The sequence below is a fragment of the Aureimonas glaciei genome (assembly GCF_014643375.1).
Taxonomy (GTDB): Bacteria; Pseudomonadota; Alphaproteobacteria; order Rhizobiales; family Rhizobiaceae; genus Plantimonas; species Plantimonas glaciei.
Window position 1 is genome coordinate 34,758 of the sequence record NZ_BMJJ01000001.1, and the last position, 23,169, is coordinate 57,926.

General features: G+C 67.4%; 21 protein-coding genes. 12 read left to right on the forward strand and 9 right to left on the reverse strand.

The annotated features are described in order from the left end of the window. Window positions 1-245 precede the first annotated feature (245 nt). On the reverse strand, window positions 246-2,399 hold the full coding sequence (locus tag IEX88_RS27160; RefSeq protein WP_308423808.1) for a flagellin N-terminal helical domain-containing protein: 2,154 nt from the start codon (window positions 2,397-2,399) through the stop codon (window positions 246-248). 393 nt (window positions 2,400-2,792) lie between these two features. Between IEX88_RS27160 and IEX88_RS00175 the strand changes: the two genes are divergently transcribed. Next, entirely contained in the window at window positions 2,793-3,068 is a 276-nt protein-coding gene (locus tag IEX88_RS00175) for a hypothetical protein (protein ID WP_188848389.1), read from the forward strand. A gap of 397 nt (window positions 3,069-3,465) precedes the next feature. Then, window positions 3,466-5,415: an acetate--CoA ligase gene (gene acs, locus IEX88_RS00180; protein ID WP_188848390.1), complete on the forward strand. Its 1,950-nt coding sequence runs from the start codon at window positions 3,466-3,468 to the stop codon at window positions 5,413-5,415. Window positions 5,416-6,391: 976 nt separating this feature from the next. Here the strand turns inward: acs and IEX88_RS00185 are convergent. The 3 genes from IEX88_RS00185 to IEX88_RS00195 form a co-directional block, all read right to left on the reverse strand. Beyond that, the gene (locus IEX88_RS00185; protein WP_188848392.1) at window positions 6,392-6,796 is read right to left on the reverse strand and encodes a type II toxin-antitoxin system death-on-curing family toxin; all 405 of its coding nucleotides are present in this window, start codon (window positions 6,794-6,796) and stop codon (window positions 6,392-6,394) included. A 3-nt stretch (window positions 6,797-6,799) separates the two neighbouring features. Further along, complete coding sequence (locus IEX88_RS00190) at window positions 6,800-6,949, reverse strand: hypothetical protein (protein WP_188848394.1); 150 nt, start codon at window positions 6,947-6,949, stop codon at window positions 6,800-6,802. Between the two features lie 123 nt (window positions 6,950-7,072). Beyond that, a complete protein-coding gene (locus IEX88_RS00195; RefSeq protein WP_188848396.1) occupies window positions 7,073-8,389 on the reverse strand; it encodes a class I SAM-dependent methyltransferase in 1,317 nt (438 codons plus the stop codon). A gap of 184 nt (window positions 8,390-8,573) precedes the next feature. On the opposite strand from IEX88_RS00195, the gene tolA reads away from it, so the two are divergent. Both tolA and IEX88_RS00205 read left to right on the forward strand, forming a co-directional pair. Next, complete coding sequence (gene tolA / locus IEX88_RS00200) at window positions 8,574-9,080, forward strand: cell envelope integrity protein TolA (RefSeq protein ID WP_188848398.1); 507 nt, start codon at window positions 8,574-8,576, stop codon at window positions 9,078-9,080. Window positions 9,081-9,146: 66 nt separating this feature from the next. Then, entirely contained in the window at window positions 9,147-9,716 is a 570-nt protein-coding gene (locus IEX88_RS00205) for a carboxymuconolactone decarboxylase family protein (RefSeq protein WP_188848399.1), read from the forward strand. A gap of 311 nt (window positions 9,717-10,027) precedes the next feature. Here the strand turns inward: IEX88_RS00205 and IEX88_RS00210 are convergent, their stop codons facing one another. Both IEX88_RS00210 and IEX88_RS00215 read right to left on the reverse strand, forming a co-directional pair. Beyond that, the gene (locus IEX88_RS00210) at window positions 10,028-10,507 is read right to left on the reverse strand and encodes a thermonuclease family protein (RefSeq protein ID WP_244639748.1); all 480 of its coding nucleotides are present in this window, start codon (window positions 10,505-10,507) and stop codon (window positions 10,028-10,030) included. A 203-nt stretch (window positions 10,508-10,710) separates the two neighbouring features. Then, window positions 10,711-10,938, reverse strand: coding sequence for a DUF1674 domain-containing protein (locus tag IEX88_RS00215; RefSeq protein WP_210319220.1), 228 nt, complete (start codon window positions 10,936-10,938; stop codon window positions 10,711-10,713). Between the two features lie 222 nt (window positions 10,939-11,160). On the opposite strand from IEX88_RS00215, the gene htpX reads away from it, so the two are divergent. The 4 genes from htpX (at window position 11,161) to IEX88_RS00235 (ending at window position 15,711) form a co-directional block, all read left to right on the forward strand. Further along, on the forward strand, window positions 11,161-12,132 hold the full coding sequence (gene htpX, locus IEX88_RS00220; protein ID WP_188848401.1) for a zinc metalloprotease HtpX: 972 nt from the start codon (window positions 11,161-11,163) through the stop codon (window positions 12,130-12,132). 65 nt (window positions 12,133-12,197) lie between these two features. Next, the gene (locus IEX88_RS00225) at window positions 12,198-13,577 is read left to right on the forward strand and encodes an RsmB/NOP family class I SAM-dependent RNA methyltransferase (RefSeq protein ID WP_188849250.1); all 1,380 of its coding nucleotides are present in this window, start codon (window positions 12,198-12,200) and stop codon (window positions 13,575-13,577) included. A 219-nt stretch (window positions 13,578-13,796) separates the two neighbouring features. Beyond that, window positions 13,797-15,488 (forward strand): heparinase II/III family protein, encoded by a 1,692-nt coding sequence (locus IEX88_RS00230; protein ID WP_188848403.1) that lies wholly within the window; start codon window positions 13,797-13,799, stop codon window positions 15,486-15,488. A 58-nt stretch (window positions 15,489-15,546) separates the two neighbouring features. Further along, window positions 15,547-15,711, forward strand: coding sequence for a hypothetical protein (locus tag IEX88_RS00235; RefSeq protein WP_188848405.1), 165 nt, complete (start codon window positions 15,547-15,549; stop codon window positions 15,709-15,711). Between the two features lie 39 nt (window positions 15,712-15,750). On the opposite strand, the gene IEX88_RS00240 is transcribed toward IEX88_RS00235, so the two are convergent. Then, window positions 15,751-16,413 carry a YggS family pyridoxal phosphate-dependent enzyme gene (locus IEX88_RS00240; protein WP_188848407.1) on the reverse strand — a complete coding sequence of 221 codons (663 nt, stop codon included), beginning with the start codon at window positions 16,411-16,413 and terminating at the stop codon, window positions 15,751-15,753. Window positions 16,414-16,624: 211 nt separating this feature from the next. Here IEX88_RS00240 and leuS point away from each other — a divergent pair, with 211 nt between their 5' ends. Genes leuS through holA form a run of 3 tightly spaced genes read left to right on the forward strand, consistent with a single transcriptional unit; the run spans window position 16,625 to window position 20,844 of the window. Next, entirely contained in the window at window positions 16,625-19,219 is a 2,595-nt protein-coding gene (gene leuS / locus IEX88_RS00245; RefSeq protein WP_188848409.1) for a leucine--tRNA ligase, read from the forward strand. Then, a complete protein-coding gene (locus tag IEX88_RS00250; RefSeq protein ID WP_188848411.1) occupies window positions 19,206-19,769 on the forward strand; it encodes a hypothetical protein in 564 nt (187 codons plus the stop codon). Before leuS ends, IEX88_RS00250 begins: the two co-directional genes overlap by 14 nt. A 22-nt stretch (window positions 19,770-19,791) precedes the next feature. Next, window positions 19,792-20,844 (forward strand): DNA polymerase III subunit delta, encoded by a 1,053-nt coding sequence (gene holA, locus IEX88_RS00255; RefSeq protein ID WP_188848413.1) that lies wholly within the window; start codon window positions 19,792-19,794, stop codon window positions 20,842-20,844. Between the two features lie 39 nt (window positions 20,845-20,883). On the opposite strand, the gene IEX88_RS00260 is transcribed toward holA, so the two are convergent. After that, a complete protein-coding gene (locus tag IEX88_RS00260; RefSeq protein WP_188848415.1) occupies window positions 20,884-21,912 on the reverse strand; it encodes a DUF4424 family protein in 1,029 nt (342 codons plus the stop codon). 94 nt (window positions 21,913-22,006) lie between these two features. Beyond that, on the reverse strand, window positions 22,007-22,477 hold the full coding sequence (locus IEX88_RS00265; RefSeq protein ID WP_188848417.1) for a cupin domain-containing protein: 471 nt from the start codon (window positions 22,475-22,477) through the stop codon (window positions 22,007-22,009). Between the two features lie 71 nt (window positions 22,478-22,548). Between IEX88_RS00265 and IEX88_RS00270 the strand changes: the two genes are divergently transcribed. Continuing rightward, a complete protein-coding gene (locus IEX88_RS00270; RefSeq protein WP_188848419.1) occupies window positions 22,549-23,136 on the forward strand; it encodes a TetR/AcrR family transcriptional regulator in 588 nt (195 codons plus the stop codon). Window positions 23,137-23,169: the final 33 nt, after the last annotated feature.

Consider the following 23,169-nt stretch of genomic DNA (forward strand, 5'->3'; position numbering starts at 1 on the left):
GAATTTCACATCTGTCACAGCGTGGAAAGGCGTGCTGGCTGGAGCCCTCGTGGTTCGACAAGCTCACCATGAGGGTGACGGTGGGAATCGCCCACCTCAGGCGCCTAGGGGCGGCAGCCAGCGCGCCCATCCATCCCATCCCGAACCCGCCCCAAAAAACGAAAACACCCCCGGGCCCAATGAAGGGTCCGGAGGTGCGGCATTCAGGTGGCGCCCGGAGGCGCCACCCACTATCAGGCCCGATCCTACTGGAACAGGCGCAGGACGTTCTGCTGCGAGGAGTTGGCGATCGACAGCGCCTGGATGCCCAGCTGCTGCTTGGTCTGCAGGGCCTGCAGCTTCGTCGACTCTTCCGACAGGTCGGCGTCGACGAGGTTGCTGACGCCCTTGTCGATGGTGTCCATCAGCGTGTCGACGAAGGAGGTCTGCATGTCGATGCGGCTGGAGACCGCGCCGAGGTTGGAGGCCGCGGTGGTGAGCTTGCTGATCGCATCGTTCACGACCGAAACGTAGGCCGTGATCGCCTGGCGGATCTTGTCGCCGGTGTCGGCACCAAGAGACGTCAGCTTCGCCGAGGAGATATCGATCGTATCGACCGAAACCTGCTGAGCAGCCTTCGTGGCGTTGACGTCCGAGATCGAAACGGACGCCGTGTTGCCGCGGCCGGCGGTGGTGAAGATGACCTTGCCGGCATCAGCGCCGATCAGGCCGACGCTTGCCGAGACTCCGGTCACGCCGGCATTCGTCAAGGCCCGGTTCAGAACCGTGACGTAGTTGCCGGCGTCGTTGATCGTGCCCGTACCGACGCTGAGCGCAGCATCGATCGTTGCCTTGTCGATCGTCACCAGCTTGGACGAACCACCATTGACGCTGACGTCGAACTGGATCTTGTCGTCGGCGTCGAGGGTGATCGGGCCGGTGAAAGTGCCGCTCGAAACCTTCGCCTTTTCGGAATAAGGCAGACCGGTCGCCGTGGCGATTTCCTTCGAGACACCTGCCGCGTCAGTGTAGGTCACGCCGGTCATTTCGACGGTCTTGTCGGCACCCACGGTCTTGCCAGTGATCACCAGCTCACCGCCAACCTGCGATGCAACCGCATAGGTGCTGAAGTTGCCTGCGCCGTTCAGGGCGGACACGAGGCTCGTCAGGGACGCACCGGGTGTGATGTCATAGGTGTGCGTGTTGCCGCCATCGAACTTGAACGACAGCTGCATCTTGTCGGTCGCATTTGCCGTGAAGTTCGCGATGTTGAGGCTGGTCGACGAGATCTGGGCATTGCCCGCACCCAGCCGAACCGTCGTCGTCGGTGCCGTCAGGCCCAGCGCGGAGCCACCAGCGACCGCGGTCGGAACGGCCACGATCTGAACGCCGTTGAGCGCGCCGGGCAGCTTGTTGCGGACCGCGAGCGTGCCGTTGTCGACATAGGCCTCGAGATTTCCGATTTCGGCGCCGGGCTGAGCGTTGAAGGCAGCAACCAGTTCATTGACGCTATCGACGACATTGTCGGCGTTACCGACGGCCAAGATGTCAGCCTGCAAGATCTGCACGGTCCGCGGTGTGGCCGTCTGTGCACCGGTTGTCCCGTCGATGCTGATCTCGTTGATGGTGAACTCGATACCGTCGACACCAGCAGCGAAGGTTGCAGGGGTGAAGCCGGCATAGGAAGCCGATGCCTGGACAGAAACCGCGCCGGCATCCGTGAGAACCGCGGCCGTGAGGCCCGTGTCCGTTGCGTCGACGAGGCCCGCCGTCGAGGTGTTGCCCGTAGCCGAAGCGGAGACCGTGCCACCGAAGGCGAGATCGCGTCCGCCCGAGCTGAGGGAGACCTTGGCGTCGATGATGCCGTTCTTGGCGTCGTCCGCATTGGCGTCGAACAGCGCGACGTTGGAGATATCGACACCGATCGTGCCGATGGTCGCAGCGCCGGTGGTGTCACGCGAGAAGGAGGAAACCACAGTCTTCGTCGAGCTGAAGCCCGTGGCAGCGGAGTCGATCGAGAGCCAGTTCTCGCCCGAGAAGGTCGAGGACGAGGCGATAGACTTCAGCTGGTTCTGGAGCTCGGAGATTTCCTTCTGGATGACTTCGCGATCGACGCCGTCCTGGGTGGCGGCGGTCAGCTTCGACTTGATTTCGTCGAGAACGTCCTTGGCCTTGTTGAGGCCCTGATAGGCGGTGTCGACCGTAGCGGCGCCGAGGCTCAGCGCGTCCTTCACGGTCGCCAGCGACTTGTTGTCGGACTTCAGCGTGGTCGAGATCGCCCAGTAGGCCGCGTTGTCCTTGGCTTCGCCGATCTTCAGGCCGGTGGCGACGCGGTTCTGCGTGGTCTCGAGCGCCGAGTTCGTCTGCTGCAGCGTGCGCAGAGCGGTCGTGGCCGAGGCATTGAAATTGATGGAGGTCATGAGGTTCGTCCCAAAACGAGAAAGCGGGACATGACGGCGGACCGTCGAACAGCATCGGCTTCATGCCTGCGGTGAGAGGGCTCGCCTCGTCGGACCGCTGCTGTGAGGACCGTTCTAGGGCCGGTTCGTGAAAGAAATACTAAGAGGGATCGGTCTTAAAACAGGGATACGCTTTCAATCTGCAACGGCTTAAAGAGCGCAATGGCTTTAAGCACGGTTAGGCTGAAAGCCGGACTGGCCATAACGTCTTGCCGCCATAAAGGCTTGTCCGGCATAAAGACGATCCTGACAGAAGGCCTGAGCAGGATTAAAGTCTGATTAACCTTAAATGCCGATGATGCTTTAAGCCATGAGTCTATTATCATCGCGCCCGGGGCGCTGCGGAGACAAGCGATGACGGGTTTCGTCAAGGAGATGGACGCCTGGAACGCGCCGGAGATCGGCCGCGTGCTGCGCACCCGCGGCCGGCTGCATATCGTCACCGCCGTCGAAAAGACCGAGCGCCGCTTCGAGGCCGTCGGCATGGTCACGGAGATCGCGGGCGCTGCCTGCCGGGTGACGCTGCGCCCGCTGACGCCGGACGAGCTCTCCGCCCGCCGGGCCGCGACGGCGAAGGCCGAAGGCGCCACCGTCACCGCCGCGCCGCGGTTTTGCGGGCGGGGAAACTAAGGCGCCGCGCACCTATCCCAGCTCGTGGCAAGCCACCCTCGTGGTAAGCCACCCTTGTGGTCACCCCACACCCTCATGGTGAGCTTGTCGAACCACGAGGGCTCCAGCCAGCGCCCATCTGCCCCCGCAGCGCCAGGCCAACCCCGCTCCACCGCGGTGCCGACCCTCGTGGTTCGACAGGCTCACCATGAGGGTGAGGGGTTGCACCGTAGTGATGGGCATTTGCCAGGAGGGTGAATTGGGCAGGGAGGCTGGCTCCCCCGCACCCGCCCCGCGAAAGTATGAGCCCTTCCCGCTGGACCCTTTTCCGCTCTGCTCCTAAGTTGCCCCCCATCGCGCCGGCGGCAAAAGCCCGGCGACCGCGGCGGAAGCTGCAGGAAACGGCGGGGAGGCCAAGATGACGACGATTCCGGTCAAGGACGCGTGGAAACAGGGCGCTTTGCTCTCGGAGGCCGACTACGCGGCCTGGTACAGGCGAAGCGTCGAGGATCCCGAGGGTTTTTGGGGCGAGCACGGAAAGCGGGTCGATTGGATCACGCCCTTCACCAAGGTGAAGAACACCTCCTTCGCTCCCGGCAACGTCTCGATCAAATGGTTCGAGGACGGCGTCCTCAACGTCTCCGCCAATTGTCTCGACCGGCACCTGGAATCCCGCGGCGAGCAGACGGCGATCCTCTTCGAGGGCGACGATCCCGCCGACTCCCGCGCCATCAGCTACCGCGAACTGCACGGCGAAGTCTGCCGCATGGCGAACGTGCTGAAGGCACACGGCGTCCAGAAGGGCGACCGCGTCACCATCTATCTCCCGATGATTCCGGAAGCCGCCTATGCCATGCTCGCCTGCGCCCGCATCGGCGCGGTGCATTCGGTCGTCTTCGGCGGCTTTTCGCCCGATGCCTTGGGCGGGCGCCTCGCCGGTGCCGGCTCCTCGGTGCTGATCACCGCCGACGAGGGAAGGCGCGGCGGCAAGAGCGTGCCCTTGAAGAAGAACGCCGACCGCGCCGTCGAGATCGCCGCCAAGGCCGGCCAGGTGGTTTCCACCGTCCTCGTCGTCCAGCGCACCGGCGGCGACGTCGCAGTGACGCCCGGCCGCGACATCTGGTGGCACGAGGCGCGCGAAACCGTCGAGGCCAGCTGCGAGCCCGAACCGATGGGCGCCGAGGATCCGCTGTTCATCCTCTACACCTCGGGCTCGACCGGCCAGCCGAAGGGCGTGCTCCACACCTCCGGCGGCTATCTCGTCTATGCCGCGATGACGCACCAATACGTCTTCGACCTGCGCGAAGGCGAGGTCTATTGGTGCACGGCCGATGTCGGCTGGGTCACCGGCCACAGCTACATCGTCTACGGCCCGCTCGCCAACGGCGCGACCACGCTGATGTTCGAGGGCGTGCCGAACTATCCCGACGCCTCGCGCTTCTGGCAGGTGATCGACAAGCACCAGGTGAACATTTTTTACACCGCCCCCACGGCCATTCGCGCGCTGATGGGCGCCGGCGACGCCTTTGTCGAAAAAACCTCGCGCAAGAGCCTGCGCGTGCTCGGCTCCGTCGGCGAGCCGATCAACCCGGAAGCCTGGAACTGGTACTACAAGATCGTCGGCGAGGAGCGCTGCCCGATCGTCGACACCTGGTGGCAGACCGAGACCGGCGGCATCCTCATCACCCCGCTGCCGGGCGCCATCGCCCTGAAGCCGGGCTCGGCCACGCGGCCCTTCTTCGGCGTGAAGCCGGAGCTCGTCGATAGTGAAGGCGGCGTGCTCGAGGGCGCCGTCTCCGGCAATCTCTGTATCACCGATTCCTGGCCCGGCCAGATGCGCACCGTCTATGGCGACCACGAGCGCTTCGAGCAGACCTATTTCTCCACCTATCCCGGCAAGTATTTCACCGGCGACGGGGCGCGGCGCGACGAGGACGGCTACTGGTGGATCACCGGCCGCGTCGACGACGTCATCAACGTCTCCGGCCACCGCATGGGCACGGCGGAAGTGGAATCGGCGTTGGTGTCGCATCCCAAAGTGTCGGAGGCGGCGGTCGTTGGCTATCCCCACGACATCAAGGGCCAGGGCATCTACTGCTACGTCACGCTGATGACCGGCGAAGAGCCCTCGGAGGCGCTGAAGAAGGAGCTCGTCGCGCATGTGCGCAACGAGATCGGCCCGATCGCCTCGCCAGACCAGATCCAGTTCTCCCCCGGCCTGCCCAAAACCCGCTCCGGCAAGATCATGCGCCGCATCCTGCGCAAGATCGCCGAGAACGATTTTGGCGCGCTCGGTGATACGTCAACCCTGGCGGACCCGGCGGTGGTGGATGACCTGATCGAGCACCGGCAGAACAAGGAGGGCTAGCGCGGTCTGGCTGGTGCGGCGGACCGGCTGCCGGCCCGGAGGCCGGCCAGCGCAACGGCCAACGTGGGCGTGTTTGCGGCAGACAGGAGGAGTCGCGGCAGCAGCAGCGGCAGAAGCCTCGCCGCCTGACACACGTGAAACACGGGGGCGCCACCCTGTCCGCCTCGTCATCTCGGCCTTGAGCCGGGATCCATGCCCCGGCGTTTGTGGAGTTTCTCCGGTCGATCGTCGGAGCGCGGTGATGTCAGGGCATGGATCCCCGGCGCTGAAGTCGAGGATGACGAGATTTGGGGAAGCCACATGCCCGTGAACGCTCACCGCTAGCCTACGCCGCGACCTCCCATTTCGTCATCCTCGGGGGCCATGGCCCCGGGGATCCATGCCGAAACGACCGCACCATCACTCCGGTTCAGGAAGGGCGTCCGTGCTGCCAACGAATTGGAATGGATTCCGGGTCAAGCCCGGGTGACGATAACCGGCAGAGATCAGGCCGGCGGAAGCTTCACTGCGCCGGCTTACAACCTCTACCCGCTCCTCGGCCGCCGCCAATCCCCCTGCCTTCCCCGTGGCTTGCGCAAAGCTGGCGCGATTTTCTCCACCCCCCTTGCGCTGCCTCATTTCGCGCCCCATACTTTCTTTCGTGTTCAACGCAGTGAAAGGAGGTGATCCAATGTCGAGTGATTTCCAAATGCCGGCTGGGTCTTTGTATCTCGGTGTTTCCAAGGAGCAGTCTCCTTCACGCGCTTAAGATATGTCGATCCGGCTCGGGTCCGACGACCGCCGGCATGACAGACTTCACGGGGCCGCTTCTCAGGGATGGGAAGCGGCCTTTTGTGTTTCAGGGGGAGAAGGCTGGAACGTTCCTGCTTAAGGCCGTGGGACCTGAGCTGCGAAGGGTGGGGCATGGCGTTTGTGTCTTGAAATCGCCGATCATCCGCCAAAAACAGAGCGCCGACCCTGCCGCTCGAGGACAGGCTTAACCGCCAGACTGTCCTATCGGCCTGCACGAGTTAGCAATCCACTCGCAGAGTTCGGCTTCGCTCAGGCTTCCGTCGGCCAGCGATAGCCAGACGGCCACCCGCGCGTCCTCGTCGATCTGCGCAAGGCTCTGGCCGTGGACTTCCAAAAAGGCGTTGGTGACGAGATAGGAAGCGCGCTTGTTGCCGTCGACGAAGGGATGGTTCTTGGCGAGTCCATAGGCCAGCGACGCCGCCGCACTCGCAAGGGTCGGCGCATCGGCGTGGGCCAAGTGGCTGGCGGCACGCCCGATTGCCGATTCGAGAAGACCCTGGTCCCGAATGCCGGGGGCCGTCCGTCGTTCGCGGCTTTCTGCTGCGTGGATACGGATGACCGCCCGGACGGTCGGGAGGAAAATCTCCATCCGCTATTTCGCGAGTTCTTCCATGACGCGCTTGTCACGCTGCATGATGCGACGGGCAGCCTCGACGAAGGCATCGTCGTCGCCAAAGCGGACTTCCCGCGGCTCCGGTGTCTCGGCCCGCTCGTCTGCGCGCACTTTGCGGACGTCTCCCATGACAGCCTCCTGAATATGAACCGATCTCGATGACGCCAATGTATGAGCTTTCGGGTTCTGCGTCCAACGACACGCGCGACCAGGCTGCCTTTCGCCGAGCCCCGAAGCCGAGGCAATGGCGCCTCACCGATACAGATCCGCCCGCGTCGGCGGTAGGCCGGAGGCCCCGCGGTGGCGGCGGGAGGACAGCGTCTGGTAGAGGCAGACGGTGTTGCGCTCAAACGAGATCGCGCAGGCCGCGAGATAGGCGAGCCAGAGCCGCGTCTTCGGCGCGCCGACTTCGGCGGCGCTCTCGTCGTAGCGGGCGAGCAGCCGGTCGTGCCAGTGGCGGCAGGTGCGCTGGTAGTGCTCGCGCAGGGCCTCCACGTCGTGCACTTCGAAACCGTTCTGCTCCAGGCTCTTCACCGTGGTGCCGATGTTGTCGAGCTCGCCGCCGGGAAAGATGTATTTGGTCAGCAGCGCGAACTCCGGCCGCTTGCGGCGAAAGACGCGGTCGGTGCGCTTGGCCGGCCTGGTGATGGCGTGGTGCAGGAAGAGGCCGTCCTTGGTCATCACCCGCTTCACCGTGCGGTAATAGGTCGGGTAGTTGTCGATGCCGATATGCTCCTGGATGCCGATGGCCGCGACCTTGTCGAATTTTCCCTCGATGGTCGAATAGTCGCGCAGCTCGATCCGCACCCGGTCCTCGAGGCCGAGCCGCCTCACCTTCTCCTGGCCATAGGCGACCTGCTGCTCCGACAGCGTCACGCCGAGCGCGGTGACGCCGTAATGCTGCGCGGCATAGCAGGACAAGGCGCCCCAGCCGCAGCCGATGTCGAGCAGCCGGTCGCCGGGCTGGAGGCGCAGCTTGCGGCAGATCAGCTCCAGCTTGTCCTGTTGCATCCGGTCGATGTCGTTGTCCCAGTCGGTGCAATAGGCGCAGGTGTAGACCATCTCCCGGTCGAGCCAGAGCGCGTAGAAGGCGTTGGAGACGTCGTAGTGATAGGCGATGTTCTTCTTGTTCTCGGCCGGGCTGCCGTCACTCGGCTTTTCCTCGGCCACCGCCTCCAGCGGCCAGGGCCCGCCACGGGGCAGGAACAGGAATTTCAGATTGGTGCGCAGCGCCAGCATCTTGTCGACCGTCCGGCGGAATTCGGCCGTCTTCACCCTCGGACGGTGGGCGACGAGATCGAAGATCGAGCCGTTGACGAGGTCGATGCGGCCGGCGACCCAGAGATTGGCGAGCGTGTCCATGGTCGGCCGGCGGATCAGGGCGGCGACGAGGTTCTCGTCGGCGAAGGCGATCGCAAAGGCGTCGTCGGAAAGGTCTGACGGCACGCGCGAGCCGTCCCACAGCCGGAAGCCGAGATCGAGGCCGAGGCGCTCCCGCGCATGGGCGAGAAATGTCCGGAAGGCATCCGCCCGCGCCTGCACCTTGCCGTCCGCAATCCTGACATCCATCGCCCAGCTCCCGCTTTCCCCTGGGGCAAGCTAAGACGATCCTGCGCGCCTTGTCACGCGGCCTTGCTGCAACATGTGAGGGCGGGAAGGCCGTGCGTGTCTCACGTGAGACACTGGCCGGGATAGGAAATGCCGAATGCGATGGACCCCTGGGATGAAGATGGCTCGATCTGGCGGAAGGACCGTGGCGCTCGCTGCCCTGCTCCTGTCGGCCCCGGTCGCGGGCTGGGCGCAGGAGGCCATGGAGGCGCCGCAGCCCGACCTTCCCCCGATCTCCGGAACGGCGACCGATGTCCCCGGGCTCCCCGCGCCGGCGGGGGTCGCGCCGGATGGGGCTGCGTCGGACGCCGCGACGAGCCCGGCGTCGCCGGTCCGGCCCTCCTTCGTGCCGGGCGGCCCCGAACTTCTCCCGGGCGTGCTCGACAGCCAGATCCAGAAATGCTGGTCGGTCCCGGTGATGACGGGCGACCTCGCCGAGGGCGGCATCGCCCGCATCCGGGTGACTTTTCTGCCGGACGGGTCGCTCGCCGCCCCGCCGGCGATCATCGACAAGCCGGCAGGACGGCTCGGCGGCGTGTTCGCCGAAAGCGCCGCGGCCGCCATCACCAAATGCGCGCCCTACAAACTGCCGCCGGAGCAGTATGAGAGCTGGAAGGACGTCACGCTGATCTTCGACACCCTCGATTTCTGAAGCGTCCCCGGATGTCGTCCCGGCATCCTCCCCCGTTCGGCCCCGCCCTCAGCGAAAGTCCCGCTCATGCGTCTTCCCCTCGTCGATCCCGCCGACCTCACCGAGGCGCAAAAGCCCCTCTATGCCGACATGAAGGCCGGCATCGCGGAAAAATTCACCGGCTTCAAGGCCGTGGACAGGGAAGAGCGGTTGCTCGGCCCGTGGAATCCCTGGCTGCACGAGCCGAAGACCGGCAGCGCGATCTGGGCCCTGACCAGGGCCCTCACGGAAAACTCCTGCCTGCCCGACAACATCCGCCAGATCGCCATCCTCGTCGTCGGCGTGGATTTCGACGCGGCCTACGAGATCTATGCTCACATCGCCGTCGCCGAACGCGACGGCTTCAGCCCAGCCCGCCTGCAGACCATGCTGGCCGGCGACAAGCCGGACGACCTGACCCCGGAGGAGGAGATCGCGCACGACGTGACCTTCGCCCTGATCGGCGGCGGCGCCCTGCCGGACGACATGTATGCCGCGGCCGTGGGCGCCTTTGGCCCGCAGGGCACACACGAGCTGATCACCCTGGTCGGGCTCTACTGCATGGTCTCGGTAACGCTGAACGGTTTCGACGTGCCGGTGCCCGACGAGGACGCCTGAAGCGCGTCGCGTCGCCGTTTTCTCCTGCAGGATTGAGCAAGCGCGAGCGCCCCACCCCATCACCCTCATCCTGAGCCTGTCGAAGGACGAGGGTCGGCACCTCGTTTCAACTGCGTGCTTTGCCGCCGGCTGTCGCGATCATGGTGCGTGTGTGCCGACCCTCATCCTTCGACAAGCTCAGGATGAGGGTTTGGGGGGAAGGCGCCGGATGGTCCTTTGGTGGGATTAAGCAGGCACGAGCGCCCCACCCCACCACCCTCATCCTGAGCTTGTCGAAGGACGAGGGTCGGCACCGCGGCTCAACTGCGTAGCTATCCTTCGCCCGCGGCGCCCTGTGGTAGCGCGACACCGGCGCACCAGTCGCGCCGGGCGGCGCCGCGATAGGGGACGACCAGGCCCTCGCGCAGGAGCGTGGCGGCGATGTCGGCTCCGTTCTGGGCGCTGATCTCCGCCAGCACCCGGCCGAAATACTTGTCGCCGGAAATCCGCGTCAGGGTGACGCCGCCGGGCGCCAGAAGTGCGGTCAGCCGCGCCTTGGCGGCGAGCGCCGCCGTCTTCTCCGCGTCGCAACGCGCCTTCAGCTCGGGCGCGTCGATGCCGCGCAGCCGCACCGCGACGCGCACGAACTGCTGCGGCCAGATATGCGCCTCGACCTCGATCGTGTCGCCATCGCGCACCTTGACGACATCGGCGGCCACAGGACCGGCGATGTCGCGCTCGGCCGCGTGCACCGCGCCGGTGGCGGCAAGTACGAGCACGAGGCTGCCGCCCAGGACCGTTTTCTTCATCATGCTGCGCGATCGAATCATCAGGATTAAAGGACAATAATCCTATACCACGGCGCGGTTCGAGCGGTCAACGACAGCTCTGGCTCCTGCCCGAAAGGGTTGGCACGAAAAACAAAAGGAGATCAACCGGCTCATCCGCGCCAGTAATCGTGCTCGAGCCCGCCGCCCACGAATAGGCCTGCGATCCTACGCGTCAAAGGGTTGGCTCAGAAATCCGAGATGATGCCATTGCGCTCCCAGTCGCCGTAACGGACGGGATCGGGACCTGCGCGACCGCCCTGTTCCGGCGGCCGCTCGGTTTCCGCCTCCCGGCGGCGGCGCTCGGCCGCTTCGGCGAGCGCCCGCTCGGCCGCAGGCGAAACCACCCGCGCCAGCGGCGTCTGGGTCTCTTCGGTGGCTTGCCGGTCGGTCGGCTGGTCGGTCATGGTGTCCATCTTGTCCGCTTGTCGTTCGGCGCCGCGCCATCGCCGGCAGGGCGCGCCTGTGCTACTCACATGTAGCGATGGCGGACGGAATGTGTAGCGGTGCGGGTCGGCCAGCGGGCTCGCGATGGCTACCAGCTTGAACGCGGAACGCCCGATCCCCAATTCGCCAGGGTGTTCGTCGGTCCGACGGCGCCGCTATGAGGCCCGTTCGCCACTGCCTTGGAGAGTTTCATGAACATGATGAAGACGGCGATGCTGATCGCCTTCATGACCGCCCTGTTCATGGGCATCGGCCTGCTTCTCGGCGGCCGCGGCGGCATGATGATCGCGCTGGTCGTGGCGCTCGGCATGAACGTCTTTTCCTACTGGAATGCCGACAAGCTCGTCCTGCGGATGAACAATGCGAGGGAGGTCGACGCCCGCACCGCGCCGGAATTCTACGCCCTCGTCGAGCGCCTGGCGCACAATGCCGGCCTGCCGATGCCGCGCGTCTACCTCATCCAGGAAGACCAACCGAACGCCTTCGCCACCGGCCGCAATCCTCAGAATGCCGCGGTCGCCGCGACCACCGGGCTTCTCGCCCGTCTGACGCCGGACGAGGTCGCCGGCGTCATGGCGCACGAGCTCGCCCATGTCGAAAACCGCGACACGCTGATCATGACGGTGACCGCGACGCTCGCCGGCGCGATCTCGATGCTCGGCAATTTCGCCTTTTTCTTCGGCGGCAACCGTGACAACAACAACCCGCTGGGCTTTATCGGCGTGATCGTGGCGATGGTCGTCGCGCCGTTCGCCGCCATGATGGTGCAGATGGCGATCTCGCGCACCCGCGAATACGCCGCCGACCGGCGCGGCGCGGAGATCTCGGGATCGCCGATGTCGCTCGCCTCGGCGCTGGCCAAGATCGCCGGCGCCGCCCACCTTACGGTGAACGAGAATGCCGAGCGCAATCCTGCCATGGCCCACATGTTCATCATCAACCCCTTGAATGGCCAACGCATGGATAGCCTGTTCTCCACCCATCCCGACACCGCCAACCGCATCGCGGCGCTGCAGGCGATGACCGATATCGGTCCGCGGCCCGGACCTTCGCTCGCCCGCGATGCGCGCGCGCCGCGCGCTGCCATCAACGGCCAGCCCGGCCCCTGGTCGCGCGGCGCCGATCGAAGGACACCGCCTTCGGGCAAGGGACCGTGGGGTTGAGCGCCGACACACCGCGCCGCGGGGGCAATTTCGACGCCACCCGTTCCGCTCCCCGCAAGAAGCCGCTGCCGGGCAAGTCCGCGCCCTTCGGCGGCCATGATTCCTATGTCCAGGACGGCTACTCCGCCGGCGACCGGCCGGGTCTCGGCGCCCGCCTCGTGGCCGCCAAACTCCTGTCGGCGATCGTCGATGCCAGGACCTCGGCCGACGGCCTGCTCGACGGCGGCAACGGCCATCCCGGCTTCCGGGCGCTGGAGGGACGCGACCAGGGCCTCGTCAAGGCGATCATCCTGACGGCTCTGCGCTTTCGCGGCACGATCGAGCGCGCCATCGACCGCTGCCTCGACCGGCCGCTGCCGCCGAACGCCACGGCGCTGCGCCACATCCTGCATGTCGGCGCCGCGCAGGTGCTGTATCTCGACGTGCCGGATTCGGCCGCCGTCGACCTTGCCGTCGCCGCCTGCGCCGTGGATTCGCGCAGCCAGCGCTTCGGCGGCATGGTCAATGCCGTGCTGCGGCGCCTGGCGCGCGAGAAGGAGAGCCTGAAGCTCGTCTCCAAGCCCGGCGAGAACGTGCCGGAATGGCTGATGCAGCGCCTTGTCGCCGCGTACGGCAAGGAGCGCGCGCTCGCCATCGCCGCCGCGCATCTGACGCCCGCGCCGCTCGACATCACGGTGAAGGGCGATGCAGCGCTTTGGGCCGAAAAACTCGGCGGCATCCTCCTGCCGACCGGCACGGTCCGGCTCGGCGCCTTCGACGGGCCGGTGACGGGGCTGCCGGGCTTTGCCGAGGGCGCCTGGTGGGTGCAGGACGCCGCCGCCGCGCTGCCGGCGAAACTCTTCGGCGACGTCGCGGGCCTCAGGATCGCCGACCTCTGCGCCGCCCCGGGCGGCAAGACCGCGCAGCTCGCCAGTGCCGGCGCCAAGGTCACGGCGCTCGACATCAATGCCAACCGGATGAAGCGCCTGCAGGAAAATCTCGGCCGGCTGCAGCTCGAGGTGGAGACGGTGGTGACCGATCTCGCCCGCTACATGCCCGAGACGCCGTTTGACGCGGTTCTCGTCGATTCGCCCTGTTCCTCGACTGGCACCATCCGCCGCCATCCCGACGTCGCCTATACCAAGGACGCCGCCGAGGTGGAGAAGCTCGCCGAGGTCCAGGCCCGGCTCCTCGGCGAAGCCGCGCGCATGGTGCGGCCGGGCGGCCTCCTGGTGTTCTCCAACTGCTCGCTCGACCCCGAGGAGGGCGAGCACATGATCACCCGCTTCCTGGCCACGCACGGCGATTTCTCGGTCGATCCGGTCCGCGCCGAAGAACTTCCCGGCCTCGAAGCGGCGATCGATTCGCGCGGCATGCTGCGCACGAGGCCCGACATGCTGCCGGCGGAGGACCCGAAACTCGCTGGTCTCGACGGCTTTTTCGCCGCGCGGCTGCGCAAGGCCTGAGGCCTTCCGGCAAGCGTTTCCGCGGGTCGTCCGTCCCCGCCGCCTCTGCCGGCGGCGGAGGATGCGTAGCTTACTGAGCAAGCCATTCGCGCCGCCTTAGCAATGCATTTACCTTAATGACGGAAATTGGCGTGGGGCGACACATCCTGTGTTCGCCCCCGCTCGGTCGTTCCCTGGGGTTCGGACGGGTCATCGTGGATCTGTCTGGAGCAGGCGGGAGTGGCAGCGCAATTGGCCGAAGAACCGCAATTGGCGGCATTGATGCTGAAGGAGGCCTGGCGACGGGCCCGTCGGCGCCTGCGGATCGGGCCCCTCTACCGCTGGCGATTCGCCGGCGGCGCGCCCGACCGCCTGCTGGTCACGCCGACCGAGCTCCGGCGCGGCGACCCGCTGATCGCCGCCGATCTCTATGCCGGAAAGTTCTACTTTTCCGGCCGGCTCGTCGACACGGCGGGGCAGTCGCCCTTTCAGGCCGTGCCGCCGACGCCCGGCTGGAACGCCGAGCTGCAGTCCTTTGAATGGCTGCGTCATCTCAGCGCCGCGGGCGATGCCCTGGCCGCGGCGAATGCCCGCGCGCTGGTCGCCGACTGGCAGCGGCAGGCAGGCTCGGCGATCGCCGGCCGCAGTCACGAAGTGGACGTCGCCGCCCGGCGCGCCATCGCCTGGCTGACCAATGCCAATCTGATCCTCGCCGACGCCGATCTCGCCTTCTACCGCCGCTTCCTCAGGAGCCTCGCCCGCGAAATGCGGTTCCTGCGCTCGGTGGCGCCCGAGGCGCCGGACGGCCTGCCGCGCCTGCGCGCCCGGATCGCGCTGGCCTATCTGTCGCTCTGCCTGCCGACCGGCGTCGCCCACATGCGCAGCGCCGCCCGTCACCTCTCCGACGAGCTCGACCGGCAGATCCTGGCCGACGGCGTCCATCTCTCGCGCAATCCGGCCATGGGCCTCGTCATCCTCGCCGACCTCCTGCCGCTGCGCCAGACCTTTGCCGAGCAGAACCAGCCGGTGCCCAAGGGCCTGATCGGCGCCATCGACCGCATGCTGCCGGCGCTGCGCTTCTTCCGCCATGGCGACGGCGCGCTGGCGCTGTTCAACGGCGCCGGCGTGTCCGAGGCGCATCTGATGACCGCACTGCTGCGTCACGACGAGACGCTCGGCGACCCGATCAGCCATGCCCGGCCCTCGGGCTACCAGCGGCTCGCCGCCGGCGGCACGGTGGTCATCGCCGATACCGGCATGCCGCCGCCGATCGCCCTCTCCGGCGAGGCGCATGCCGGCACGCTCGCCTTCGAGTTCTCCAGCGGCGCCCACCGCTTCGTCGTCAATTGCGGCGCGCCGGCCCGCCAGGACGCCGACTGGCGTCGCCTCGCCCGCACCACCGCCGCCCATTCGACGCTGACGGTCGCCGACCATTCCTCCGCCCGCTTCTCCAGCCCCGGCCTCGTCGAGCGCTTTCTCGGCGCGCCGCTGATCGGCGGTCCCCGGCGCGTGCCGGTCAGCCGCGACGACAGCGACGCCGGCCAGCGCTTCACCGCCGCGCATGACGGCTATGCCGCCCGCTTCGGCCTGGCGCACGAGCGCACACTGTTCCTGGCCCGCGGCGGCGGCTTGATCGAGGGCGCCGACCGGCTGTTTCCGGCGGGCAAGCGTCCCGTCCGCCTGCCCGACCGCACGCCCGCGGCGCTGCGCTTCCATCTCCATCCCGGCGTCGCGGCGCTGCGCACCGGCGAGGGCGTGACGCTGGCCGCCGGCCGCGAGGAATGGCATTTCTCCGCCAGTGCCCCGGTCGAGATCGAGGATTCGATCTTCTTCGCCGACAATTCCGGGGCGCGGCGCACGCTGCAGATCGTCGTCCCCTTCGACCCGCGCGACCACGACGCCATCACCTGGCGCTTCGTCAAGCGGCGCTGAGCGGCCGTCACCGCGCCATGTTTGCGCGGCAGGCAGGAGGGCTGAAGAGGGAGACGACATGCGACAGGTGATCGGACTGACGGCGGCGCTGATGCTGCTTGCCGGCTGCGGCGGCATGAACCGGGCGGTCACGACCGTCCCCAACACGTTCGACGATCTCGGCGCCAAGAGCGCCACGCTGCGCGGCGAGCCGGCGCCCCCGGCAGCAGCCCCGGCCCGCTAGGATCCGCCGCCCTTGGGGCCCGATGGCCCGCCGTGCCCCTTAAACCGGCTTCGGCCGCGCCCCGAAGATCGCCGATCCCACCCGCACCGAGGTGGCGCCATGGGCGATGGCCGTCTCGTAGTCGCCCGACATGCCCATCGACAGCCTGTCCAGCCCCGCCGCGCGCGCGAGGTCCGCGAGCCGGTCGAAATGCGGGCCCGGCTCGTCCTCGGCCGGCGGAATGCACATCAGGCCTTCGATCGTGAGCCCGTGCACGTCGCGGCAGCGGGCGACGAAGGCGACGGCCTCCGCCGGTGCGATGCCGGCCTTCTGCGGCTCCTCGCCGATATTGACCTGCACGTAGAGGCGCGGGGTCCGTCCCTGCTTCGCCATTTCCACCGCCAGCGCCTTGGCGATCTTCTCGCGGTCGACGGTCTCGATGACGTCGAAGACCGCCACCGCTTCGGCCGCCTTGTTGGACTGCAGCGGTCCGATCAGGTGCAGTTCGATGTCCGGAAATCTTTCGCGCAGAGCCGGAAACTTCGCCATCGCCTCCTGCACCCGGTTCTCGCCGAAGACACGCTGACCCGCCTCCAGCACCGGCAGGATGGCCTCGGCGTCATAGGTCTTGGAGACCGCCACCAGCGTCGCCGGTGGCTGGCTGCCCGCCGCCCGGGCGATGGCATCGCGCACGGCGGCCAGTTGTTCGACGCTCTCGGTCATCCTCGCCTCCCCCATCGCCGCCGCCAGCGCGGCACTTCGTGCTGAAGAGCCGCCGCCGGCTCGCCCTGTCAAGCCGAAGACCACTCTCCGGCCACGCCCAAGTCTAGGAATGATGCCGCCCGGATGCTAGGACGCGGCATCGAACGCCCCGCCGCGGCCCTTCTTCCGGCGGCCGTTCGGCCGAACCCCGCCGTCCCAGTGAGCGAAATCCATGTCCACCGAACGCTACAATCCCCGCGAAGCCGAACCGCGCTGGCGCGCCGCCTGGGACGCGGAAAAGCTGTTCGAGACGAACGACGACGCCCCGGGCGAAAAATACTACGTCCTCGAGATGTTTCCCTACCCTTCCGGCCGCATCCACATGGGCCATGTCAGAAACTACGCCATGGGCGACGTCGTGGCGCGCTACAAGCGGGCGCGCGGCTTCAACGTGCTGCACCCGATGGGCTGGGACGCCTTCGGCATGCCGGCCGAGAACGCCGCGATGCAGAACAAGGTGCATCCGCGCGACTGGACCTACCAGAACATCGCGGCGATGCGCGCCCAGCTGAAGTCCATGGGCCTGTCGCTCGACTGGTCCCGTGAATTCGCCACCTGCGACGTCGAATACTACCACCGCCAGCAGATGCTCTTCCTCGACTTCCTGAAAGCGGGCATCGCCTACCGCCGCAATGCCAAGGTCAACTGGGACCCGGTCGACATGACCGTGCTCGCCAACGAGCAGGTGATCGACGGCAAGGGCTGGCGCTCGGGCGCACCGGTCGAGCAGCGCGAGCTGACGCAGTGGTTCTTCCGCATCACCGACTATGCCGAGGACCTCCTCGCCGCGCTCGACACCCTGCCGCAATGGCCGGAAAAGGTCCGGGTGATGCAGAAGAACTGGATCGGCAAGTCGCAAGGCCTGCGCTTCGATTTCGGTCTCGTCGGCGCGCCCGAAGGTTTCGAGACGCTGCCGGTCTTCACCACACGGCCGGACACCATGTACGGCCCGACCTTCGCCGCCATCGCGCCCGACCACCCGCTGGCCAAGGCGCTGGCCGCCGAGCAGCCGACGATTCTGGCCTTCGTCGAGGCCTGCCGCCGGCTCGGCACCTCGCAGGCCGAGATCGACACGGCCGAAAAGCTCGGCTTCGACACAGGCATCAAGGTCACCCATCCCGCCGATCCAAGCTGGCAGCTGCCGCTCTACATCGCCAATTTCGTGCTGATGGACTATGGCACCGGCGCCATCATCGGCTGCCCCGCGCATGACCAGCGCGATCTCGACTTCGCGCGCAAATACGGGCTCGACGTCATCGACGTCTTCGTCCCCGCCGACACCGGCGAGCGCGTGAAGGACGTCGCCTTCGTCCCGCCGAAGACGCAGGAAGTGCGCTACGTCCAATGGGCTGGCGAGGAGACGGTGCAGACCTGCCAGGAGGCGATGGACGCCTCGCTCGCCATCTTCGAGCGCGAGGGCTGGGGCACGCGCGAGACGAATTTCCGCCTGCGCGACTGGGGCGTGTCGCGCCAGCGCTACTGGGGCTGCCCGATCCCGGTCCTGCACTGCGATTCCTGCGGCGTCGTGCCCGAGGCGCGCGAGAACCTGCCCGTCAAACTTCCCGACGACATCGACTTCGACAAGCCGGGCAACCCGCTCGATCGCCATCCGACCTGGCGCCACGCCACCTGCCCGCAATGCGGCGGCCAGGCGCTGCGCGAGACCGACACGATGGACACGTTTGTCGACAGTTCCTGGTATTTCGCCCGCTTCACCGCGCCGCATGCGACCGAGCCGACGGATCCGCAGCGCGCCAATGCCTGGCTGCCGGTCGACCAGTATATCGGCGGCATCGAGCACGCGATCCTGCACCTTCTGTACTCCCGCTTCTTCGTCCGGGCGATGAAGGCCTGCGGCCATGTCGCCATCGACGAGCCATTCAAGGGCCTGTTCACGCAAGGCATGGTCGTGCACGAGACCTACCGCGCGGGCCGCGACTGGGTCGCCCCGGCCGACATCCGCATCACCGAGGCGGAAGGCGTCCGTACCGCGACGCGGATGAGCGACGGCGCCGTGCTCGAGATCGGCGCCATCGAGAAGATGTCGAAGTCGAAGAAGAACGTCGTCGACCCCGACGACATCATCGCCTCCTACGGTGCCGACACCGCGCGCTGGTTCATGCTCTCGGATTCCCCGCCCGAGCGCGACGTGATCTGGACGGAATCGGGCGTCGAGGGCGCCCACCGCTTCGTCCAGCGGCTCTGGCGCCTCGTCGCCGACGCCGCGCCGCGCCTTTCCGCGTCGGCCGCCGGCGAGATTGACGCCGCCCGCTCGACCGAGATCCGAAGAGCCGCGCATCGCACCATCGCGGGCGTGGCCGACGACATCGAGCGGCTCGCCTTCAACAAGGCCGTCGCCCGGCTCTACGAGCTCGTCAACACGCTGTTCGCCGCCTTCGGCGAGGGTCGGAGCCTCGCTGGCATCGAGGCCGCGGCGGCCGAGTCGCTGTCGATCCTCACGCGCCTCGTCGCGCCGATGATGCCGCATCTGGCCGAGGAATGCTGGACGACGCTCGGTCACGCCGGCCTCTGCGCGGCTGAGCCCTGGCCGGTGGTCGAGGCCAATCTCCTGGTCGTCGACGAGATCGTCCTGCCGGTCCAGCTGAACGGCAAGAAGCGCGGCGACTTGACGGTGTCGGTCAAGGCCGGCAAGGCTGACATCGAAAGCGCCGTGATGGAGCTCGACTTCGTCCAGGCGGCACTGGAAGGCCGCGTCCCCAAGCGGATCGTGGTGGTTCCCGGAAGGATCGTGAATGTCGTCGTCTGATCGGGCTCGCCGCATGAAGGCCGGAACGCTTGTCTGCCTCGCCCTCGTGGCCCTCTCAGGCTCGGCCTGCACGGTCGCGCCGCTCTATGCCAAGCCGCCGGCCGACGGGCTCTCGGCCGGCCTGCCGACCCCCGGCCTCGCCGACATGCGCGGCCGCATCAGCGTCTCGCCGGCCGACAACCGCACGACGCAGATCGTGCGCAATGCCCTCCTGTTCAATCTGAACGGCGGCAAGAAGCCCGAGGCGCCGGTCTACGAGGTCCGCAACAGGGTCGCGGGCACCGAGACCGTGGTGTCCATCCAAGCGGGTTCGGGCGTGCCGTCGGCCAGCACCTACAAGATGACCTCGACCTACCAGGTCGTGCGTCTCGCCGACCAGACCGTCATCGCCACCGGCTCGCGCAACGCCACGGCGCCGTTCGATCGCTCGTCCCAGCTCTTCTCCTCCTCGCGCGCGCTCCTCGACGCGCAGGAGCGGGCCGGAGAACTGGTGGCCGGTCAGGTCGAGATCGCCGTCGCCGCGGCGATCCGCAAGGATCTGCAGAAATGAGCCGCGGCGCGGCGTCGGCCTGATGGCGGAAAAGAAGGCCGGCGAGGTCGAGGCTTTTCTGTCGCGGCCCGACACCAGCTTTCCGACCGTCCTCCTCTATGGCCCCGACGCCGGCCTCGTTTCCGAGCGCGCGGCGAAGATCGCCGCCCTCTCGGGCGTCGACCTGAAGGACCCCTTCGCCGCCATTTCGCTCGCCGCCGACGAGCTCGAAAAGGACATCGGCCGTCTCCACGACGAGGTGCGCACCATTTCCATGTTCGGCGGCCGCCGGCTGATCCGGGTGCGCGGCGCCGGCACCGGCAGCGGCAAGGCCCTGGCCGAGGCCGTCGCCGTCTTCGGCAAGGAGCCGCCGGTGGACGTCACCATCGTCGTCGAGGCGGGCGATCTGAAGAAGAGCGCACCGCTGCGCACCGCCGCCGAAAAGGGCCGGGCGACCATGGCGCTGCCCTGCTACCAGGACGAAGGCCAGGCCCTCGACCGGATGATCGACGAGGAGATGAAGCGGGCCGGCCTCGCCATTTCGCGCGACGCCAAGGACGCGCTGCGCGCCCGTCTCGGCGCCAACCGTCTGGCCTCGCGCGGCGAGGTGCAGAAACTCTGTCTCTACTGCCTCGGCAAGACCGCGGTGGAGGAGGCCGACATCGAGGCGATCGTCGGCGACGTCTCGGTCGACACCGTCGAGGAAACAATCGACGCGGCCGCTTCGGGGGAAGTGCGCAAGCTGCCCGAGCTGATCGCCCGCCTCACCTCCGCCGGCACCGCGCCCTTCCTCCTGCACCAGGGACTGCTGCGCTATTTCCAGGCGCTGCAGCTGATGCGCCAGTCGGTCGAGCGCGGCGGCCAGACGGTGTCGCGCGTCGTCGAGAGCCGACGCCCGCATTTCCGCCGCAAGGCCGCGATGGAGGCCGCCGTCGGCCTGTGGAGCCTCGACGCGGTGGCGCCGGTGCTTTCCGGTATCGAGGCCGATATTCTCGCCAGCCGCAAGGAATCGGCGCTCGCCGGCACCATCGTCCGCCAGACGCTCCTGACCGTCGCTGTCGAGGCCGCGCGGCTGCGCGCCCGGGGCCGGCGGTAGGCTTCCCGCGCGATACGGCAGCCGTAGCGGCAGGCCCGCCTAATCCGCGCCGAGGCCGGTATTGTCGGGGGAGGCGAACAGGATCTTCAGATCGCGTTCGGGAACGTAGTCGGTCGCCTCGAAGGTGAAGGTCGTCGGCGAGGTCTTCTTCAGGCCGTCCCGGCAGAGGCTGACGACATTGCCGGGCGCGCCCTTGTCGACGATCAGGCGGAAATGCCCGATCGGGCCGGCCCAGTTGTTCGCCGTCGTCAGGATGTAGTCGACGACGGCGCTGTAGGCGAGACCGTCGAGCGGCTGGTCCTTCAGCCCGGCATTGCCGACGGGATCGGCGTCGTAGCTGGCGGCCGACGCCTTGCGGATGACGTTGGCGAGCGCCTTCTTCGTCCCCGCATCGATGCAGTAGGTGCTGGTCTCTCTCGGATCATCGAGCACCGACTTCACCAGGAAATAGCGGCCAGCCACCGGGCGGTAGGCGTGCTCGACCGTCACCTCCCGGCCCGCCGGGAAGGTCATGTCGAAATGAAACGTCGCCGCATAGCGCCAGAGCGCCTCGCCGAAATCGCGTTCGGTGACGATGCCCTGGCGTTCGAGGTCGGCATAGTCCGCCGGGCTCAGATCGCTCAGCGCCTTGCCGCCCTCGCCGATGGGGTTGGGACCGAGTCCGTGGCGCTTCAGGATGTCCGTCACGTCGGTGTCGCCGACAAAGGCCCGCTCGTCGAGCGCCGGCTCGATCGTCTCTCCGTCGACCGCGACGGTGAAGCCGACGAAATTCGCCCGATCGGGAAAGGGCAGGAGGACCGGCTGCTGCGACATGCCATAGCCCTCGATCGCGGGCAGGGGAAAGGCCACCGTCACCGCTTCGTCCTCGGCGCCGTCGTTCCGGAAGACATAGCGGATGTCGACGGCCGAGGGTGAGATCGAAAGGTCCTCGCTGACCATCCGGATCGACTCGCTGGCAACGAACTCGAGCCCGCCGGCGGCCTTTTCGGCCGCCGAATCGTTGGCGCGGGCCGCCGGGACGCCGGTGAGGAGCGCGAGGGCGAGCAGCAAGGGAGAGCGGCGCGTCATGATGGACCCTCGTTCGACCGATGCCCCTTCTTCTCACGGCCTGTTCCAACCGGAAAGACCCCACCGGAAGGTCCGGCAGGGCCGTTGGCACGCCTCACGCCGATGGCAGCATTTCGATCCCGGCCCGCGCAGCCGCGGCAAGGAGGCGCGGCATGTCCGGGGGTGACGCCGGCGGGAAGATGCTGGCATCGGCGACCCCGTCGCCGGCCTCGAGGAAGAAGGTCTCGTGCAGCCCGCCGGGAAGATTGATGATCAGCATGCGCGCCGGGACCGGCCCCGGATTGTGGAATCCGTGCGCCACGCCGCGGGGAATATAGACGAAGTCGCCGGCGCGGGCGGCCGAGGTCTTGCCGTCCAGGAAGACGTCGTAGCCGCCCTCCAGGACATAGAAAGCTTCGGCATCGTCGCGCTGGATATGCGGAGGCGTCCCCTGGCCGGGGGCCGTGATGGCCTCGACCAGCGAGAAGGCTCCTTGGGTCTCGGCCGCGGTCGCCTTGAAGGTGACGAGGGTGCCGAGAAGGTGAACGGTCTTTCCGACCTGTGAGGACTGCAATGGCATGTTCATGCTTGCATGCTCCCGGATGGTGATGATACTCAGATCTCGTAATGAGATATTCGTCTCATAAGAGGTTGTGCATGACGGGTCAAGACGGTTTTGAACGGGTGGCGCAGAAGCGGCGGACGCGCGCTGCGCTGCTCCAGGCGACACGCGAAATCCTGGCGACAGGGCGACAGCCGTCGGTGCCGGATGCGGCCGATCACGCCGGCATCTCGCGGGCCACCGCCTATCGCTACTTTTCGAAGCCGGAGGGCATGGCGCAGGAAGCCCTGCTCGACGCCATTGCCGCAGAGCTGGAAAACGTGGACCTCGCCCCGCCCCAGGGCGGCGCCGCGGCCCGGGTGGAGCATGTCGTCTCCCGGATCCTCGCCATGGTAATGCGCAACGAAGCCCTGTTCCGCAGCTATCTCGGATTGGTGGTGAGCGGCGAAAGCCCGGCACGGCGGGGAGCCCGCCGTCTCTCCTGGCTGTCAGAGGCACTGGCCCCGGTCAAGGCCACGATGGCCCCGGCCGAGTTCACCCGGCTGCTGCACGCTCTGGCGCTCGTCACCGGCATCGAGACGATCGTGGTTCTGCGCGACGTCTGCGGCCTCGACGAGGGCGACATCGATGGGACCGCGCGGTGGATCGCGCGGACACTCGTCGGCGGTGCGACGGGGGGTTAGCCCCCGCCGCGGGGCTGCCCGATCGCTGCGGCC